The organism is Occallatibacter sp., assembly GCF_035317045.1.
Classification (GTDB): Bacteria; Acidobacteriota; Terriglobia; order Terriglobales; family Acidobacteriaceae; genus Telmatobacter.
Map to the genome: position 1 here is coordinate 1 of NZ_DATHHT010000017.1, position 16,725 is coordinate 16,725.

Here is a 16,725-nt window from a genome sequence, read left to right on the forward strand (position 1 = left end):
CCATTCGTACAGAAGGAAGTCGGCCTGGTAGACGACCTGACACTGCTTCCCGTGCAATCGCTCTAGGCATTCCTCGCGGTTAAAAGACTCATTACAATTTATTATCCAAACCCAAAACAGAATAACTTTGCCTTATGCTCCAGAGTTCGCTGAAACTGATGGCGGAGGTTGACGATGATGCAGACCTGGGCCCCGCAGGCCTACGAACGGAACGGCGCATTTGTGCACGGACTCGCTGAGGGCGTGTTGGAGTTGCTTGATGCGCAGAGGGGCGAGTACATCCTTGACCTCGGCTGTGGCGATGGCCAGTTAACGCAGCGCATTGCGGTAACTGGCGCTCATGTGCTGGGAGTCGATGCATCCGCGAACATGGTGGAGGCGGCGCGTGGGCGGGGAATCGAGGCGGAGCAGGCGAACGCTGAATTGTTGCCGTTTCATGATGGAACCTTCGATGCAGTTTTCTCGAATGCTGCGCTGCACTGGGTGCGCGATCAGGACGAGATGCTGGCGCAGATACATCGCGTGCTGAGGAGCGGTGGACGTTTTGTCGCAGAAATGGGCGGACATGGGAACATTGCGGCGATTCGCGTGGCGCTGATGGCGGTGCTGGAGCGGCATGGATATGGAGATCGAGAGGATGGGGTCAATTACTATCCAACCGCTGAGAGCTATACGGAGCGGCTGAAGCGGCATGGATTTCGATTGGAACATATGGCGCTGATTCCACGGCCGACCAAGCTTGCGGAGGGTGGAATGGCGGGGTGGCTGCGGACATTTCGCCGCGGAGTCCTGGATGGATTGCCGGAGGATGTTCGTGAAGCAGTGGTGAGGGAGACGGCTGAACTACTTGCGTCAGCCCTGCAGGATGAGGTAGGAAATTGGATTGCGGATTATGTGCGGCTCCGATTTGTTGCCATCGCCTGATATGTATTCTCTGAGTAAGACGATAAGTGCAATTAAGATAGATTGAATTGCGAAGAAAATATCTTCGGATGCTTGCTTTTCGGAATTACTTATGGCAAAGTACTAACTGCGTAGGAGAAACGCCCGATGAATTGCATCACACCCAATTCGATGCTTAGGCTGGAATGGCTCGGTAAGAGTCTGACCGGTCGCCGGGCGTACTTCGTCAGTTCTCGATAACGTCTCTGGCGTCCTTATCCTGCGCGCGTTCCAGAAAACTTAAGCAACAGGGCAGATTCGAAGCGGCAGTACGCATTTCGAATGTGTGGTAGCCCGAGTGGCGAAGAAGACAGGTACTTCGAATTGGTACTCGAAAAACCGTTCTGTCTTTGCTTATTCCCTCGGGTTAGTTAAGCAGGGTTGTGTCTCGTTTTGGTGTCGCCGCAATAGTTAGTTGCGTGCGCTGGGGTAAGTGCGCTCGTTGGGTGACTTATCGAGTATGGAATTGCGTCGGTGGTGATAGAGAAGAGTTACTTCTTCGACACAGAAGGACGAGCAGGACGAAAACCTGCCGGTCGTACTTAGTTCACGGGCGGGGGCGTAGCCCAATGTACAAGGTCCCGTGAACCGGAGGCGCCGAGTCCACTCTTCTCGCAGGTTCCCCGACGTGCTTTTGAAACATGTTGTAGGAAGGAAATCATTCAGCCGGTGGTGTAGGTAGCGGATACTTCGTCTGTCCAACGAGGGGATGCAGGTTCGAGTCCTGCCTTGAGTGTGAACTCAAGTGGTCTGATGGCAAAGGCACCTAACGTTCCGCTTCCGCTTGTTCCCCGGCTGCTCTCTTGACCCGCGCTCGTATCGGGAGCGCTTTAACAGTCAACCACATTGGCCGGTGGTGTAGAAGACGGATACTTCTTAATCCGGCGGTTGTGGGTCCGAGTCCCACCCGGGGTGTAGATCCTGGTAGCTCAATGGCAGAGCATCGGAACAATGCCGTTTTCGCTGGTTCCCCGGTCAATAAACCTCCGGCGCGTCCGGATAGAAGCGATAGCGTTATGAGCAAGCTGAATGTGAAGAATGGAACTCCGGTGGGAAGCGCGCACCTGTGCAAGAGTTGCAACTGGGGGCAAGTGGTCGCGGGCTATCGCGATTCGGATCTGCTGGTGATTTGCATGAATACGAGTCCGAATATCGTGGTGCCGTTTACGGTGTTCGACTGCAGCGAGTTTAGCGACAAGCGCAAGCCGACCTGGGATGAGATGACGAAATTGGCGATCGATGTGGACCCTGTGCGAGTCTCCGCGAAAACGAAGGGCTTCTATGCGGTGACGAAGGTGCAACCGGCGGGTGATGACGATGAGGATGAAGACGAAGCGGCGCGTGCTGTTTGATCAAAGAAGGTAAACTGCCGGTGGCGCAGGGTACGGATACTTCAGTGGTAGAGGACCGAGGAAGCATTGTATCTTCGGTAGCGCAGGTTCGAATCCTGCCGCCGGGCGCGAGCCTGGTGTAAAGGCCGCACCCGATTTTTCCCCGGCAGGGATTTTGGAAAGGAGGCGCATGATGCGTCTGAACATTGCAAAGCATTACCGGCGTCCGCGTTTGCGCACGCACGAGGGAGCGCCGGCCAAGGCGATCACTCCGGAGCAGGCGCTGCGTCGCTCGGTTCTTTCCTGCATGTTGTGGGAGGGGGAGTTCTACGAGGATGGCGTGCAGATTGCCGGACGTATCGGCGAACTGGTGCCGAAGGTAGCTGCCGAGAAGGTAGCGGCGCTGGCCGTTGAGGCTCGCGAGCGGATGAAACTGCGTCACGCGCCGCTGTTACTGGTGCGCGAGATGGCGCGACTGACAACGCATCGCGGACTGGTGGCGGAAACGCTGACGCGCGTGATTCAGCGTGCCGATGAGCTGTCGGAGTTTGTCGCCATCTACTGGGCGGGCGGACGTCAGCCGTTGTCGGCGCAGGTGAAGAAGGGACTGGCTTCGGCATTCTGCAAGTTCGACGAGTACGCGCTGGCCAAGTATGACCGTGCGGGCGCGGTGCGTCTACGTGACGTGCTGTTCCTGTCGCATGCGCGGCCGGTGGACGGGGCGCAGGCTTCGCTGTGGAAGCGTCTGGCCGAGAACCAGCTGGCCACGCCGGATACGTGGGAGGTTGCGCTGTCGGCAACCGGACGTGACGGCGTGGAGAAACGCGAGGTGTGGGAGCGCTTGCTGGCTGAGCGCAAGCTTGGCGCGCTGGCTTTGCTGCGTAACCTGCGCAATATGCAGGGGGCGGCCGTGAGCGAAGAGCTCGTGCTTTCCGCGCTTTCTGCGATGAAGACGGACCGCGTTTTGCCGTTCCGTTTTCTGGCTGCGGCTCGTTCTGTTCCGCAGTGGGAGCAGGCGCTTGAGACGGCGATGTTTCGTGCGCTTGAGGGCCGTGCCGGGCGTTTGCCGGGGCACACGGTGTTGCTGGTTGACGTTTCCGGATCGATGGAGGCGGCAATTTCGCATCGCTCGGATATGCGTCGTACGGATGCGGCTTACGGACTGGCGATCCTGCTTCGAGAAATCGGAGAGAAGGTGACGGTGTACACCTTCTCGAACGAGGCGAAGTTGGTGGCGTCGCGTCGTGGAATGGCGTTGCGCGACGCGCTCGACCAGAGCCAGCCGCATGGCGGGACGTACCTGGGAAAGGCGATCGGGCAGGTTGAGGCCGACATGCGGAAGGGATACGACCGCATGGTGGTCATCACCGACGAGCAGTCGCACGACCAGGTGCCGGCGCCGCGCGGCCGCGGCTACGTGATCAACGTAGCATCGAACCGCAACGGTGTTGGATACGGCGCGTGGATGCACGTCGATGGCTGGAGCGAGGCGGTGGTTGAGTTCATTGCCGAGCTGGAGCGGTCGGACTCAAAGTGAGCGATTGGGTTCGTGCTTTCCCATCCATGACGCGATGAAACTACGTCATGGATGGGACACCCGGTTCAAATAGTCAAACGGGGAGATTTGTGAAAGCAGATCTCCCTGTTTGTTTTTGGCAAAGACGAGACGAATCGGCTAAACCGCGATTTCGTTCTCGACTCCGCGACGGTTCTTGATTTCCGGCATGGGCTCATCGGCTTCGAGCAATTTCAAGCGGAACAGTAGCCCTGCGACCAGGCCGGCGACGCTGGGAACGAGTAGAAAGAGCCAGACCTGCGCGAGCGCCGTGCCGCCAACGAAGAGCGCCGGGCCGAGGCTGCGCGCCGGGTTCACGCTGACGCCGGTGATGTGAATGCCGAAGATGTGAATGACAACGAGGGTCAGGCCGATGCCGAGGCCCGCGAAGCCCGCGGGAGCGGCTTTCTGCGTCGCTCCGAGGATGACGATTACAAAGATGAGCGTCGCCACGAATTCGAAGACGATGGCGGAGGTGACGTTGTATCCTCCCTGGTAGCCAGGGCCCCAACCGTTCTGGCCGAGGCCGCTCGTGGCCACGTCATAGCCGGTGCCAACGCCGCGAACGATGAACGAAAGCACGCCAGCTGCGAGAATTGCGCCAATGAACTGGCCGATCCAATAACCGATCATGTCGCCAGTCTTCATCCTGCCCGCGGACCACACCCCGAGGCTGACGGCGGGATTGATATGGCAGCCGGAGATGGGCCCGATTCCGTAGGCCGCTCCGATGAGTGCTAATCCGAAGGCGAAGGCAATGCCGAGGATACCAACCTTGTCCCCTGCGACCACGGCGGTTCCGCAACCGAAGAGCACGAGGATGAATGTGCCTACCAACTCAGCGAAGTACTTTTTCATGGGTTCCTCCAGTCGTTGTTTGACAGCTTAGAACTGCCGTTGCCCGGTTTCGTGCGTGTGCCGGACATCCAAAACTGCACCGGTGAGGGAGGAGAGACGGGCAGAAGCCCTTTGCTTCATGCGGAGCGAGTGTCGCAGAGGCAGCCGAATAGAGTCAAGAACGACAACCAGGGGCCGGCCGATGTTTCAAATTCATCAAACGTTTGCAATTTGTTTGCCTCCCTGAATTACTCTGTTAACGATATTGAGCGGCCTCTGCACTGAAAATCCAACGGCCGCCAGTGAAAGGCATTCCGGTTTGAGCCAAACCGTATTTGTACTGGAAGACGATACTGACATCGCGCGGCTGGTACAGCATCATCTTGAAGCCGCAGGATTTGCACCCCGGATTTTCCATACCCCGAACAACGTGATTTCCGATGCCGAGCGCCAGCCTCCGGCGCTTTTTCTGCTCGACATCATGGTTCCTGGAGGCGATGGACTGGATGTTTGCCGGAGGCTGCGGTCACATCCGGCACTTTCCACGATTCCCATCATATTTCTGACGGCGCGCGCAGGCGAAAACGATCGGGTACTCGGGCTGGAGCTGGGCGCAGACGATTACATTACCAAGCCGTTCGCCACGCGCGAACTGGTTGCGCGCGTAAAGGCGGTGCTGCGGCGATTTGAGCGCCCGACTACGCCGTCGGTGATCAGCTTTGAAGAAGTTGTGATCGACGCAAATGCCATGCAGCTCAGGGTCCGCGGGGATCTGACGACGACGACAGCCACGGAGTTTCGGCTGCTGGATTACCTTGCCCGGCACCCAGGGCGGGTATTTAGCCGCGACCACCTTCTGGACTCGGTCTGGGGCGATGCACGCTTTGTCACGCCCCGCTCGGTGGACGTGTATGTGCGCCGCATCCGTGAGAAAATCGAGGTCGATCCGGAGAATCCGCGCTACCTGAAAACCGTGCGCGGGGCCGGATATCGATTCGAGATCCCAAAGGGTGAGTGAGACCGCAGGCCAGGATCCTGGCATGAGCAGGCCCTGAATTGACGCGCAAAGTATTCACAAAATTGATGGCGCTGTTCGTGCTCCTGCTGCTGTTTGAGACAGCGGCAATGGAGATCATTCTGCGCCGGATGATGGAGCACTCCGCGGGAGAGACGCTGCATCGCCTGGGGCGGGAGGCCATCTGGTCCGGGCTGATCGCGCTGCTTGTAGCGCTGCCGATCGCAGCATTTGCGGCCAGCCGTATCACGGCGCGGCTGCAACGGGTGATGACGTTTGCACACCGCATCGCGCAAGGAGATTTGAGTGCGCGCCTGGCGCACGAGCGCGGAGGTGAACTGGCCGCGATGGAGGCCGCGCTGAACCAGACGGCTGAGCGATTGGGGCAGAGTTTTGCTGAGATCGAAAGCAGCCGACACGAGCTGGCGACGATGCTGGACTCGATGCAGGAGGCAGTGGTTGCGGTTACGGCGGAAGGCCTGGTCCGCTGGTCAAATGCCGTGATGAAGCGCATTGCTGGAACTGAAATCCGCGTTGGCCGCCCCCTGGTGCATTCGGTACGTGATCCGGAACTGCTTGACTGTGTGAAAAGCGCACAGGAATCGCGCGAAGTACGGTATGGTCGGTCGAATTCGCTGGCAGCGGGCCGGAGCTTCGAGATTAGCGCAGCTCCGCTGCCAACCGGCGGAGTTATCGCCGTTCTGCATGATGTGACTCGTATTGAGTCGGCGGAACGGTCGCGCCGCGATTTCATTGCCAATGTGAGCCACGAACTGCGCACGCCCTTGACGTCGATTCAGGGATATGTCGAAACGCTCGTGGAGGATCCGCATCCCAATCCGGCAACGACCAATGAATTCCTCCAGGTGATCCTGAAGAATGCGACGCGGATGAACCGATTGACGGAGGATTTGCTCGCATTGGCAACGATCGAGAGCCCGGATTACAAGCTTGCCATGCAGCCGACGCGGGCGAGTGAAATGGTGAATGATGCGATTGATTCGCTCGGCGGCCTTGTGGTGGATTCGGGAGTGGAGTTGGAGTCGTCGGGAGCGCCGGATATTTCTGTGATGGTCGATCCCGACGCAATGAACCAGGTTTTTGGGAATCTGATTGAAAACGCCGTCAAATATGGAAAGTCGGGCGGAAGGATCCAGGTAGGCGCGCGCGCGCTGGATGGAGAGATCGAGTTTTATGTGCGGGATTTTGGCCCAGGCATTGCATCGGAGCACCTGAACCGGATCTTTGAGCGATTTTATAGGATTGACAAGGCGCGATCGCGGGAAGCTGGCGGAACTGGCCTTGGACTGGCCATTGTGAAGCATATCGTTCAAGCGCACAGGGGACATATCCGTGCGGAGAGCGAACTTGGCTCGGGAACGACGTTTCTATTCACTCTGCCAATTGTCCCCTCAAAGCACCGCCTTGATGAGCATGCCGACGCCCCCGCAATAGCACAAAACGGCGTTTAAGTTGATAAAAATCAGAAAGCTGCCTGCTTTTCAAATCCCAGTAACATTCGCTAGAGAGAATGAAGTACGGCAGTGATCCTGCACGGGAGCGATTACGTGAAAAAGACTTTGCTTACAATGGGTTTGTTAGTTTTGGCGATGAGTGTAGCCCAGGCGCAGAAGTTAACCGCAGCCGGTGCAACATTTCCATACCCGATCTACTCAAAATGGTTCAGCGAATACAGTAGCTCGCACCCCGGAGTCGAGGTTAACTATGCCTCGATTGGTTCCGGCGGCGGTATCGCCCAGGTGACCAAAGGGCTGGTCGACTTTGGAGCGTCAGACATGCCGATGACCGACGAAATGCTCTCGTCGTCACCGGTAAAGCTGATTCATATTCCAACGGTGCTTGGAGCAGTTGTGCCGGTGTACAACGTTCCGGGCGCAAAAGAGCTTCGCTTCAGCTCCGACGTCCTGGCGGATATCTATCTCGGCAAGGTGTCAAACTGGAACGATGCAAGAATTGCGAAAGATAACCCGGATGCGAAGCTGCCGGACCAGAAGATCATCGTGGTGCATCGTTCGGATGGCTCCGGCACCAGTTTCATCTGGACCGACTACCTGACCAAGGTGAGCAAGGATTGGGCCGGTGGGCCTGGCAAAGGATCGTCCCCATCCTGGCCAGTGGGAGTGGGTGGCAAGGGTAATGAAGGTGTCGCGGGCCTTGTTCGCCAGCTGCCGGGTGCCATTGGATATGTCGAGTTGATTTATGCACTGCAGAACAAAATTGCATTTGGCTCGGTAAAGAACCCGGCAGGGAACTTTATCACCGCTTCAATTCAGGGAGTGACTGACGCGGCTGCGAGCGTGAAGCAGATGCCCGCTGACTATCGTGTGTCGATTACAAATGCTCCGGGTGCAAATGCGTATCCGATTTCGAGCTTCACGTATCTGCTAATTCCGGTGAAGGGCGCGAACCAGGCGAATCGCACCGTACTGAAGGATCTGCTTAGTTGGATTCTGAAGTCGGGCGAAGGACAGGTTTCGGCGCTGTCATATGCTCCACTGCCGGATACGCTGGTTGAGAAGGAACTGAAGACGGTTTACTCGCTGCAGTAGAGACATCCAGGGCCAAATATGCGGGGCTGCGCAAAGGCGCGGCCCCACTTTTTTGAGCGCTTATCGCGGTACGGCCAAGGCCGTGACCTTTCAAAACCCAGTTATGCAACCGTGCTAGATTTGCCTGTTCTCGTGGATGAGCCGGTCAACGAGCGGAATCAATTTCTCGCCGGTACGGGGCAGGACGAACGTGCCGGATGCGGCATCCCAGTCGAGCTTGAAGCTGGTGGAGAGGGCGGAGATCCAAATCTGGCGCACCGGGGTGTTCGGTGTGATCACGAATTTCACCGCGGGCTCTTCGAAGACAACGTTCAGCACGCCGCCCTGCTCCTCTACCTCGAAGCCGGCTTCGTCTTCTTCTTCGCGGGCGATCAGGTGCTTCTTGAGTGCCTCGAGAGCGCTTTCCGCCGCTCGGCGAAACTCGATTTCATCCTGCATGATTCAAGTGTAGCAATCGATGGCTGGCGGTGCGGTAGCCGCATCTGCCAAGAATCGAAATTCTCGTCAGCCAGCGTCTCTGACCCCATAGCACCTTCATATGGAATCGAGCGGACTTGTCTGGTCAAAGAGCGTACGATCGTTCTCTCTGCCGCAATTTACACGGTGGTGAGGAGCTCACAGGTTTGTAAGCGACGTAATCTGGGGGTGTTTAGACGGGGGAGCATGGCACAAACGGGTAGTCAGCTGGAATCCAGAATTCTCGAACGGTTTGGAGTTCTCCCCAACTTCTTTCGGCTCACCACGGACGACCCGAAGATCACAGAGAATCTGTGGGGATTTGCTCAGTTCGCGTACCTGGACAACCCGTTGCCCTCCCTGTTGAAGGAGAGGTTGTTTGTTTACTTATCCCTTTTCTGCAGTGTCCGTTACTGTATCGCCAGACATCTTGGATTCCTGGTGGGGTTAGGCCGTCCGGCGGGCGACCCTCAGTGTCTGCCCCAATCGCTAGATGAAGTGTTGCCGCTGCTCCGACGGGATCTTCCTTTTGAATCCGACCTCGATCAGCACGTTGCCTTGTGTGAAGGGCTGGGCCTGCTGTCTTTGCCTCCAGAGCCGGACAGCGCGGAGGAAAGAGCAATCTTTGCTTGTGCAGCACATGTCTTCTTGAAAACTCCGGATGCGCCGAGAGCGCTCCGTGCCCTGAAATGTGTGTTTGATGGGAAGACGCTGGAGTACACCAAACTCCTTCTTGCATTTATTCGAACAGCCCACTACTGGACCGAGATACATCCCGAACTGGTTCTGGAAGACGACATCAAGGAGTTCCTGGCTACCCATGAAGCCATCGCTGCGTGTGTCCTTGCAGCCCCGGCCGAAGTGCTGGAAAACAGGCTTGATCGTCGCATCTCAGAAGATATGATTTCCTTGCGCGATTTGAACGAGCGACATTTAAGGCTCAAACAGGATTATGCGTTGCTTGGCACCGAACATCAGAGGGCAGAGGATCGCCTGTTTGAACGGGAGCAGATGCTGGAAGACAGTTCCAAGCGCCTTGGCCAACTCGCAGCTATTGTTGAATCCTCTGACGATGTGATTGTGAGCAAGGATCTGAACGGCATCATTACAAGCTGGAACGCGGCCGCTACGCGTCTTTTCGGTTATTCCGCGGACGAGATGATCGGAGCGCCGATTCTGAAGCTTATTCCGGAGGAACTTCACTCCGATGAAAAGAACATCATGGAGAATATCCGTGCCGGACGCCGAGTCGAGCACTTTGAGACCGTGCGCCGCACCAAGAGCGGTCAGTTGCTCGATGTTTCTCTCACCGTTTCTCCGATAAGAGACGAGCACGGTCGAGTTATCGGCGCGTCCAAGATTTTGCGCGATATCTCCACGCGCAAACGGCTTGAGCAAGCCCTGTTGCAGGCAGAGAAGATTGCGGCAACCGGCCGCTTGGCGGCGACGATCGCCCATGAAATCAACAATCCTCTCGAAGCCGTGATGAACTTGATTTACCTTCTTCGTCCGATGATTACCGACCCGGCCGGTATCAGTTACTACCAGTCAGTGGAGACGGAACTCGTGCGTGTCTCGCATATTGCCAAGCAGACGCTTGGTTATTATCGCGAACATGCACCGGCAAGCAGTGCCTCAATCGGGGAGATCGTTCTCAATGCAATCACGATCTATGAGCCACGCTGTACAGCTACAGGCATTGAGATCAAGAAGGCGATTAATTCATCAAGGAAGATCGTGCTGCGTCGCGGGGAGATGATGCAGGTGGTCTCAAACCTGATGATGAACTCGATTTACGCTATGCAGGCTGGTGGCGTCTTGTCCATCTCCGTCGAGGATGCGATAGATTCCCCGGTTGGCATCGTCCTGACCATTCAGGATAACGGTGTCGGAATCGCGGAAGGTGATCTGCCAAGGGTATTTGAGGCCTTTTTCACGACCCGAAGCACTGTGGGTACAGGCATCGGCTTGTTCGTTGCAAAGCAGTTTGTCGAAGGCCACGGAGGCAGCATTGAGATTGAAAGCAGGCAAGACGCGGGAGATCAAGGTACGACCGTTCGCGTCTTTCTGCCCGTCTTCACACCGTATGATCCCTCCGGCGAATGGTACGACCGCCAAGGATTGAGCGGGCAACGAACTGCGGAAGATCGTTCCATTTCTGCCTGAAACACTGCTGGCCACTGCGGCTCCCTTTCGCTGAAGTCGTGTGTTGCGCACAGCCCCCGAGACGTGGATTGATCCGTATAAGCCGCAAAGAGCAACGGCAGTCGTGGATATCGCTGCGCAACACAGGGAGAATGAAAATCGCTGCTGGTCAGATTGTGCTTTTCTACCCAAGCGGAGCTTGGATGGGGCACCCTCGTTCGTGCCGATATCCGAATTTTCAGGGTAGATCCTTCGACTCCGTTTGGCCGAAACACCGGCCAAACTACGCTCAGGATGACAGTTTAATTCTGGTGCGAATCTTAGAGACAGACACTAGACGGTTTTTGCGTAAGGCCAGATGTCGCGGGCATGCGCGAGGCTGACAGCCCACCAGTGGAGACGGCGGAGCATCGCGTCCATAGATCGCTCGGCGCGCTCCGGATTGCGCAGTGCGCCGTTGGCATCGAACTGTTCCCACGCACCGGCGAAGCTTACACTGTCGCGGATGGTGACGGCGTGCAGTTCCGCGAAGACGAGGCGGAGCTGTTCGACTGCGCGCAGGCCGCCGGAGATTCCGCCATAGGAGACGAACGCGACCGGCTTGGCGTGCCATTCCGGCCCGAACGAGTCGATGAGCGCTTTAAGAGGAGCCGGGTAGCCGTGGTTGTACTCGGGCGTGACGACGATGAATGCATCGCATGCAGCGACGCGGCCATTCAGTGAGACTGTACTCACGGTTTCGACTGCCGCGGGATCAATGATCTCGACGGCGAAACCTTCACGGGCGACAATCTGGCCTGAGGCCCAGCGGGCAACGGTGTCGCAAAAGCGGCCCGGTCGCGTCGATCCGTAAACCAGGCCGACCCTGATTGGTGATTCCATAAGATTTTGCTGCCTCCACTGGCTCAAGAATAGAACCTCAAGTAAACTTGAGGTCAAGAGGGAAGATTGATGATTGCACGACCAGGCGACAAGAGGCAGCGGCCGGAGATCCACCTGTCTCTTACCGTGGGCGAAGTGGCGGCACGGAGTGGAGTGGCCGTATCGACGCTGCATTTCTACGAAGCGAAGGGCTTAATCAGCAGCTGGCGCAATAGCGGGAACCAACGGCGCTATGCGCGCGAGGTGCTGCGCAGAGTGGCGGTGATCAAGGTGGCACAGAGAACCGGAATTCCACTTGAAGAGATTCGAGAAGCATTGGCAACACTGCCTGAGAAGCGAACTCCAACATCAGGGGATTGGAAAAGGCTGTCGGTCGTGTGGAGGGCGCGTCTCAACGATCGGATCGAGCGGTTGACGCGGTTGAGAGACCAGTTGGATGGATGTATCGGATGCGGATGTCTCTCGTTGGAAACTTGCCCGCTTCGGAACCCCTGGGATTGCCTGGCTGCCGAGGGACCTGGTCCGCGGTTGCTGGATCCGGAGATGTGCTGTCTTAAAAAGGGAGTTAGGTAGACGATGACACGATTTGGCGGTCGTAGATGGCATACACGTGTGTTCGCCGTCGCATGTGATCGTAAACCTTAGAACGATATTCTTCGTCTTTCAAATAGAGATCAATTTTACCCAGTGAGTTCCGTTGGGGTCGGGCGGAACTGCGAGGGGCTCTGCGTACGCTGATACTGCTCAAATGCGCACTCCACTTTCGACGAGTTCCGGGCTTAATCATACTTGTGGTCGGTTTGACTTCGAGTGCACTCGCACATTGCACGACGATTGAAGACGCTGCCGCAGCCGGAGACGTAGTGACGCTGCGGGCGATGCTTGAAGCAAATCCAGCGCTGGCTCTGGCAAAAGAGGGAGACGGGACGACTCCACTTCACCTCGCGGCTCTGTACGGGCGCCGTGAGGTGGCCAACGTTCTTCTGTCTTTTCACGCCGATGTGGCTGCGCGTGATGAAAATGGGGACACTCCGCTGCACCTGGCTGCGGCAAAGGGTTGGCAGGAAGTCGTGCAGTTGCTGCTGGCAAATCGCGCCGATGTCAACGCCAAGGACGCACATGGTGCAATGCCGCTGCATGCGGCGGTTTTCTATCGGCAGGAAGAGATTGTGAAAATTCTGATCGCACGGCACGCGGAAGTTGAAGCTGCCGATGACGACGGAGAAACGCCCTTGCACATGGCGGCAGAAGCGGGATCTGTTCGCCTGACGAAGATATTGCTGGCGAACCATGCGGACATTAATGCCAGGGATACAGCAAGTGCGACGCCGCTTCATGCAGCGGTGTTCTTCAAACACGAGGACGTAGCCCGATTCCTTCGCCAACATGGCGGGCATGAGTAGTCTCTGGGGGGCTTTGCGCAGCGACAGCAGGTTTGATTCTGACTCTTCTTTCTAAAGTGTTGCTCGTTTCCGCCGATAACTATTAAACAGACAGTCCGGTGAATTCTATGGAAATCGGCCCGATACGCGAGGTTCGAGCGATAGGAGCGGCAAGCACTCCGAAGGCTGAGAGTGAGATCCAGCCGCCGTTTGCCTTCTATCCTGCTGCCCGTATGGAAGACGACGCCTATGACGGGAAAGATCACCCGCCGGAGCGCGGGCTTGAAGAGGAAGACCCGGAGGAAGCCGAAGAGCCCCAAGGGAGCGATGATCAATCGGCTGCCTTGTCAAACCAATCAGATTCAAAAACCAATGTTAACTTTTTCGCGTGAATCGCGGTGCGTGGCCAAGCAGACGGGGTTTGCGGGCGTCGTTAAGCGACGATGGCCGTGAGATGAAAGATGCGTTCGCCGAGAGTGGTGTTTCCTTCGACGGTCGAGAGCGCGAGGGCTTCATTGCGGTCGATTCCCTTGGTAAATACGCGCCAGGCGATTTGCTGCGGAATGATGACCCTGGCGGCGGGCGGATTCGCGGATGATGATACGAATGCCCAAAGTGGATTGTTTTTCGAAAGAAGCCATCTCCCTCCGCAGTTGCCGGAGATATCAAGCTGCACCGCGGTTCCGACTGGCGAATCAACATCGCGAAAGGCGTAGGGAAGTCCACGCACGAAGCAGTCGAGAACCGGATGGTAGAGTTCCGGCGTCATGATGCCGGGACGATCGGTGGCATGACGTATCTGCTGCTGGTGGTGCCATCGCTCGGTGAGTTCGCGCGCGGTATCGAACCAATTGAGAGAAGTGGATTCTCCGGCCCAACTCACGTTGAAGACGGCGGGCGCAAAGGGGTCGAGGGATTCGTGGAAGTCGGCGTTCTGGCGGCAGGCCATTTCCATGATGCCGATCAGAGCAGGCGGGCTGAGACGGCGATAGACCGTGACGCCTTCGCGATTGAGGCGATTGACGAGGTCGATGACGTCTTGGTCGGAGCGGATCTGAGGCGTTTCGACGAAGCAATGATCGCGGACCATGGATAGCTTGCGAAGCACCGTGTCGAGAAGGTGAGCTGCCACGTCGCGGATTTTCCAGGCGGGCGCAATGGTTTGCAATTCCCATTCTGCGGGGCGGAGATCGCGCAGCAATTGAATCAGCTTTCCGTCGACATGGCGAAGTAGCGGGGCGCATAGGATCGGTTCGGTGCCTGAGATTCGGTCGGACATGGGATGAAGGCTATAGTAAATCGTCATTGAGACAAATCGGTGGCGCGAGGTGCATCCTGTGAGGGGCTCGATCGAAATTGTTCATGTGAACAATGTCGGCCCCAGGCTAGACGGTAGCCCTTCAGTGCTCGACGAATGCTTTGAGCACAACGACCATCTGCGCGCCAACGGACATCTTGTTGCCGAAGTAGCTCTTCAGCCTCCGGAGACCGCGCTGACTGTGTCCTGGAAAAACGGCAAAGTCGCAACGACCGACGGACCCTATGTGGAAACCAAGGAACAGCTCGGCGGCCTTCAAATCTTTGAGGCGCGAGACCTCAATCACGCCATTCAGCTTGTCTCACAGCTTCCAGGCTTCAAGTATGGACTTGGACCGATTGTGATAGGTCCGGCTGCGGATTTGAACGAAATGATGAAGGAGAGCGAGCGGCGGCGACGAAAGAAAACCGCACGTTGAGTGCAGTCCCGGTATCGGCTTGATGCGACTGCTCCTCCTGATTCAGTTTCTGGGGACTACTGCCAGTTGATTTTCCCTGTGCTCGGACGGGTCTACGTTATCATGCACGCATGACAACGACGGGCCGGGTTACGACAATTGCAATCCTCGCGTCGGCCGTGCTGCACGCCCGTCTTGCAGCGCAAAGCGCCCCGCCTGCATCGGGCGCCGTCTGGCAACCTACGGGTGTTCAGGCTCTGGAACATGAACTCGCCGTCCGCCCACAAGAGGCTGTCGATCTCGTTCCCGACAAGACCTATACACTCCCCGAGTTGATCGACCTGGCCCAGCAGCACAACCCCGAGACGCGCGTCGCATGGCAGCAAGCAAAATCGAAGGCTGCCACTCTGGGCATTGCCCGCAGCGCTCTTTATCCCACCATGTCTGCAGTTGCACTTGCCGTCACCCTTCGTGACGCGGCCCTCGTCGGCGAATTCTTTCACCGCCAGACGGAAGGCATCTTTGAACCCGTTCTCCATGTCGAGTATTTGGTCTTCGACATCGGCGGACGCATTGGAGAAATCGACGCGGCCAAAGCCAATCTGCTGGCTTCCGATCTCGCGTTCAACGATACCCATCGCCGCGTCATTTATCAGGTCGCATCCGCCTACTACCGCCTCCTCAACGCCGAAGGCCAGCGCCAGGCAGCGGAAGTCAGCCTCGAAAACGCAAGAACCATCGAAGAGGACGCAAAGGCACGCCTCGCCAACGGGCTCGCCACCAAGCCCGACGAACTCGAAGCCACCGCCGCGCGTACCCAGGCGGACTACGACCGGCAGGCCGCCGCCGGAGCGGTCGACATCGCTCGCGGCGATCTTGCTACGGCGGTCGGACTCGCGCCAGGCACGGTATTCAAAGTCCAGGGCATTGACGAACTGAAGCCTCCTTCATCCATAGCCGCCTCCGTCGATCAGGAGATCGATCGGGCCCTCGGCCAGCGCCCCGATTTGCTCCAGCAATTAGCGCGTGTACGTGCTGCCAATGCTTCCATCAAACAGGCTCGATCGAGCTACTTTCCTTCTCTCAGCTTCACAGGCGATGGAGGCCTGGCGCGGGCCTACGGACAGCAAGACCTTTTTCCAGGACACTACGCACAAGGCGAAGCCTGGAACGCGCAACTCGAGCTCAAATGGATCCTCTTCGACGGTGCGCGGCGTGAATACAACATCGCCCGGGCCACAGCCGACAAAAAAGCTGCGCAAGCCGAGATCGACGCGCTTCGCGACCAAATTGCCAACCAGGTATGGGCAGCTTACTCCGAAATGCAGACAGCGCTGCGGCAACAACAAGCGGCGGCTGCGCTCTTGGCCGCTTCGCAACAATCGTACGAAGCGGCACATGAAGCTTACGGCTATGGCGTCCGCAATCTACTCGATGTCGTTTCCGCACAAAAGTCCTTGGCGCAGGCCCGTTCCGAAGACATCGCGGCGCGCACGCAGTTGTTACTCCAGGTCACCAACCTCGCTTTCCGCACCGGCGACCTTGTTCAAACCCAGCACTGGAGCCCAGGCCCTTAACCCCGAACTCATGCGAATGGAGCGACGCAAAAACGTGAATCGCGTGCAACGATTTTTGACTCTCCCGGCAGCGCTGTTCGTGGCTGCACTCACAGGGTGCGGCCGCTCACCCACGTTCAACATCCTCGGATCTTTCTTCCCGTCCTGGCTCATCTGCCTGGTTGCGGGTATCCTTCTGGCCGCGATCGCCAATCGCATCTTCGCCCGTTTCGCGCTCGACAAGGAACTGCTCTGGCCTGTGGTTGTCTATCCGTGTCTCGCGCTCTTTTTTGCCTGCTCGCTTTGGCTAATCCTGTTTAGTTGATCTCCTGTTTCGTT

The 16,725-nt window shown here is 57.4% G+C and carries 17 protein-coding genes; 13 read left to right on the forward strand and 4 right to left on the reverse strand.

The features are described 5' to 3' along the window. The first annotated feature begins 174 nt into the window (after nt 1–174). The 3 genes from VK574_RS06760 (at nt 175) to VK574_RS06770 (ending at nt 3,810) form a co-directional block, all read left to right on the forward strand. Nucleotides 175–924, forward strand: a complete 750-nt coding sequence (locus VK574_RS06760) for a class I SAM-dependent methyltransferase (RefSeq protein WP_472799067.1) — start codon at nt 175–177, stop codon at nt 922–924. Between the two features lie 1,034 nt (nt 925–1,958). Further along, nucleotides 1,959–2,294 (forward strand): hypothetical protein, encoded by a 336-nt coding sequence (locus VK574_RS06765; RefSeq protein ID WP_472799068.1) that lies wholly within the window; start codon nt 1,959–1,961, stop codon nt 2,292–2,294. Between the two features lie 169 nt (nt 2,295–2,463). Beyond that, a complete protein-coding gene (locus VK574_RS06770; RefSeq protein ID WP_472799069.1) occupies nt 2,464–3,810 on the forward strand; it encodes a TROVE domain-containing protein in 1,347 nt (448 codons plus the stop codon). 138 nt (nt 3,811–3,948) lie between these two features. Here the strand turns inward: VK574_RS06770 and VK574_RS06775 are convergent, their stop codons facing one another. Then, entirely contained in the window at nt 3,949–4,686 is a 738-nt protein-coding gene (locus VK574_RS06775; protein WP_472799070.1) for an aquaporin, read from the reverse strand. Nucleotides 4,687–4,984: 298 nt separating this feature from the next. On the opposite strand from VK574_RS06775, the gene VK574_RS06780 reads away from it, so the two are divergent. From VK574_RS06780 to pstS, 3 genes are all read left to right on the forward strand, one after another. After that, on the forward strand, nt 4,985–5,683 hold the full coding sequence (locus VK574_RS06780) for a winged helix-turn-helix domain-containing protein (protein WP_472799071.1): 699 nt from the start codon (nt 4,985–4,987) through the stop codon (nt 5,681–5,683). Between the two features lie 38 nt (nt 5,684–5,721). After that, nucleotides 5,722–7,152 carry a sensor histidine kinase gene (locus VK574_RS06785; RefSeq protein ID WP_472799072.1) on the forward strand — a complete coding sequence of 477 codons (1,431 nt, stop codon included), beginning with the start codon at nt 5,722–5,724 and terminating at the stop codon, nt 7,150–7,152. A 96-nt stretch (nt 7,153–7,248) separates the two neighbouring features. Beyond that, entirely contained in the window at nt 7,249–8,250 is a 1,002-nt protein-coding gene (pstS, locus tag VK574_RS06790) for a phosphate ABC transporter substrate-binding protein PstS (protein ID WP_472799073.1), read from the forward strand. A 114-nt stretch (nt 8,251–8,364) separates the two neighbouring features. On the opposite strand, the gene cyaY is transcribed toward pstS, so the two are convergent. After that, the gene (gene cyaY / locus VK574_RS06795; protein WP_472799074.1) at nt 8,365–8,688 is read right to left on the reverse strand and encodes an iron donor protein CyaY; all 324 of its coding nucleotides are present in this window, start codon (nt 8,686–8,688) and stop codon (nt 8,365–8,367) included. A gap of 711 nt (nt 8,689–9,399) precedes the next feature. Here cyaY and VK574_RS06800 point away from each other — a divergent pair. Beyond that, nucleotides 9,400–10,872: a two-component system sensor histidine kinase NtrB gene (locus VK574_RS06800; RefSeq protein WP_472799075.1), complete on the forward strand. Its 1,473-nt coding sequence runs from the start codon at nt 9,400–9,402 to the stop codon at nt 10,870–10,872. Between the two features lie 312 nt (nt 10,873–11,184). Here VK574_RS06800 and VK574_RS06805 read toward each other — a convergent pair whose 3' ends face one another. Further along, nucleotides 11,185–11,733, reverse strand: coding sequence for an NADPH-dependent FMN reductase (locus VK574_RS06805; RefSeq protein WP_472799076.1), 549 nt, complete (start codon nt 11,731–11,733; stop codon nt 11,185–11,187). 69 nt (nt 11,734–11,802) lie between these two features. Here VK574_RS06805 and soxR point away from each other — a divergent pair, with 69 nt between their 5' ends. The 3 genes from soxR to VK574_RS06820 all read left to right on the forward strand — a co-directional run bounded on the left by soxR (nt 11,803) and on the right by VK574_RS06820 (nt 13,507). Continuing rightward, nucleotides 11,803–12,306 (forward strand): redox-sensitive transcriptional activator SoxR, encoded by a 504-nt coding sequence (gene soxR, locus VK574_RS06810; RefSeq protein WP_472799077.1) that lies wholly within the window; start codon nt 11,803–11,805, stop codon nt 12,304–12,306. 227 nt (nt 12,307–12,533) lie between these two features. After that, nucleotides 12,534–13,136 (forward strand): ankyrin repeat domain-containing protein, encoded by a 603-nt coding sequence (locus tag VK574_RS06815; RefSeq protein ID WP_472799078.1) that lies wholly within the window; start codon nt 12,534–12,536, stop codon nt 13,134–13,136. A 107-nt stretch (nt 13,137–13,243) separates the two neighbouring features. Beyond that, a complete protein-coding gene (locus VK574_RS06820) occupies nt 13,244–13,507 on the forward strand; it encodes a hypothetical protein (RefSeq protein ID WP_472799079.1) in 264 nt (87 codons plus the stop codon). A gap of 41 nt (nt 13,508–13,548) precedes the next feature. On the opposite strand, the gene VK574_RS06825 is transcribed toward VK574_RS06820, so the two are convergent. After that, the gene (locus VK574_RS06825) at nt 13,549–14,421 is read right to left on the reverse strand and encodes a maleylpyruvate isomerase N-terminal domain-containing protein (protein ID WP_472799080.1); all 873 of its coding nucleotides are present in this window, start codon (nt 14,419–14,421) and stop codon (nt 13,549–13,551) included. Between the two features lie 22 nt (nt 14,422–14,443). Between VK574_RS06825 and VK574_RS06830 the strand changes: the two genes are divergently transcribed. The 3 genes from VK574_RS06830 (at nt 14,444) to VK574_RS06840 (ending at nt 16,711) form a co-directional block, all read left to right on the forward strand. Then, a complete protein-coding gene (locus tag VK574_RS06830) occupies nt 14,444–14,851 on the forward strand; it encodes a YciI family protein (protein ID WP_472799081.1) in 408 nt (135 codons plus the stop codon). A gap of 110 nt (nt 14,852–14,961) precedes the next feature. After that, on the forward strand, nt 14,962–16,407 hold the full coding sequence (locus tag VK574_RS06835) for a TolC family protein (RefSeq protein ID WP_472799082.1): 1,446 nt from the start codon (nt 14,962–14,964) through the stop codon (nt 16,405–16,407). 16 nt (nt 16,408–16,423) lie between these two features. After that, entirely contained in the window at nt 16,424–16,711 is a 288-nt protein-coding gene (locus VK574_RS06840) for a YtcA family lipoprotein (protein ID WP_472799083.1), read from the forward strand. Nucleotides 16,712–16,725 lie beyond the last annotated feature (14 nt).

Excerpts from the sequence above, each read along its gene's own strand:
- VK574_RS06760 (WP_472799067.1), top strand. The coding sequence starts at position 175 with ATGATGCAGACCTGGGCCCCGCAGGCCTACGAACGGAACGGCGCATTT.
- VK574_RS06765 (WP_472799068.1), top strand. The coding sequence starts at position 1,959 with ATGAGCAAGCTGAATGTGAAGAATGGAACTCCGGTGGGAAGCGCGCAC.
- VK574_RS06770 (WP_472799069.1), top strand. The coding sequence starts at position 2,464 with ATGATGCGTCTGAACATTGCAAAGCATTACCGGCGTCCGCGTTTGCGC.
- VK574_RS06775 (WP_472799070.1), bottom strand. The coding sequence starts at position 4,686 with ATGAAAAAGTACTTCGCTGAGTTGGTAGGCACATTCATCCTCGTGCTC.
- cyaY (WP_472799074.1), bottom strand. The coding sequence starts at position 8,688 with ATGCAGGATGAAATCGAGTTTCGCCGAGCGGCGGAAAGCGCTCTCGAG.
- VK574_RS06805 (WP_472799076.1), bottom strand. The coding sequence starts at position 11,733 with ATGGAATCACCAATCAGGGTCGGCCTGGTTTACGGATCGACGCGACCG.
- soxR (WP_472799077.1), top strand. The coding sequence starts at position 11,803 with ATGATTGCACGACCAGGCGACAAGAGGCAGCGGCCGGAGATCCACCTG.
- VK574_RS06820 (WP_472799079.1), top strand. The coding sequence starts at position 13,244 with ATGGAAATCGGCCCGATACGCGAGGTTCGAGCGATAGGAGCGGCAAGC.
- VK574_RS06825 (WP_472799080.1), bottom strand. The coding sequence starts at position 14,421 with ATGACGATTTACTATAGCCTTCATCCCATGTCCGACCGAATCTCAGGC.
- VK574_RS06835 (WP_472799082.1), top strand. The coding sequence starts at position 14,962 with ATGACAACGACGGGCCGGGTTACGACAATTGCAATCCTCGCGTCGGCC.
- VK574_RS06840 (WP_472799083.1), top strand. The coding sequence starts at position 16,424 with ATGGAGCGACGCAAAAACGTGAATCGCGTGCAACGATTTTTGACTCTC.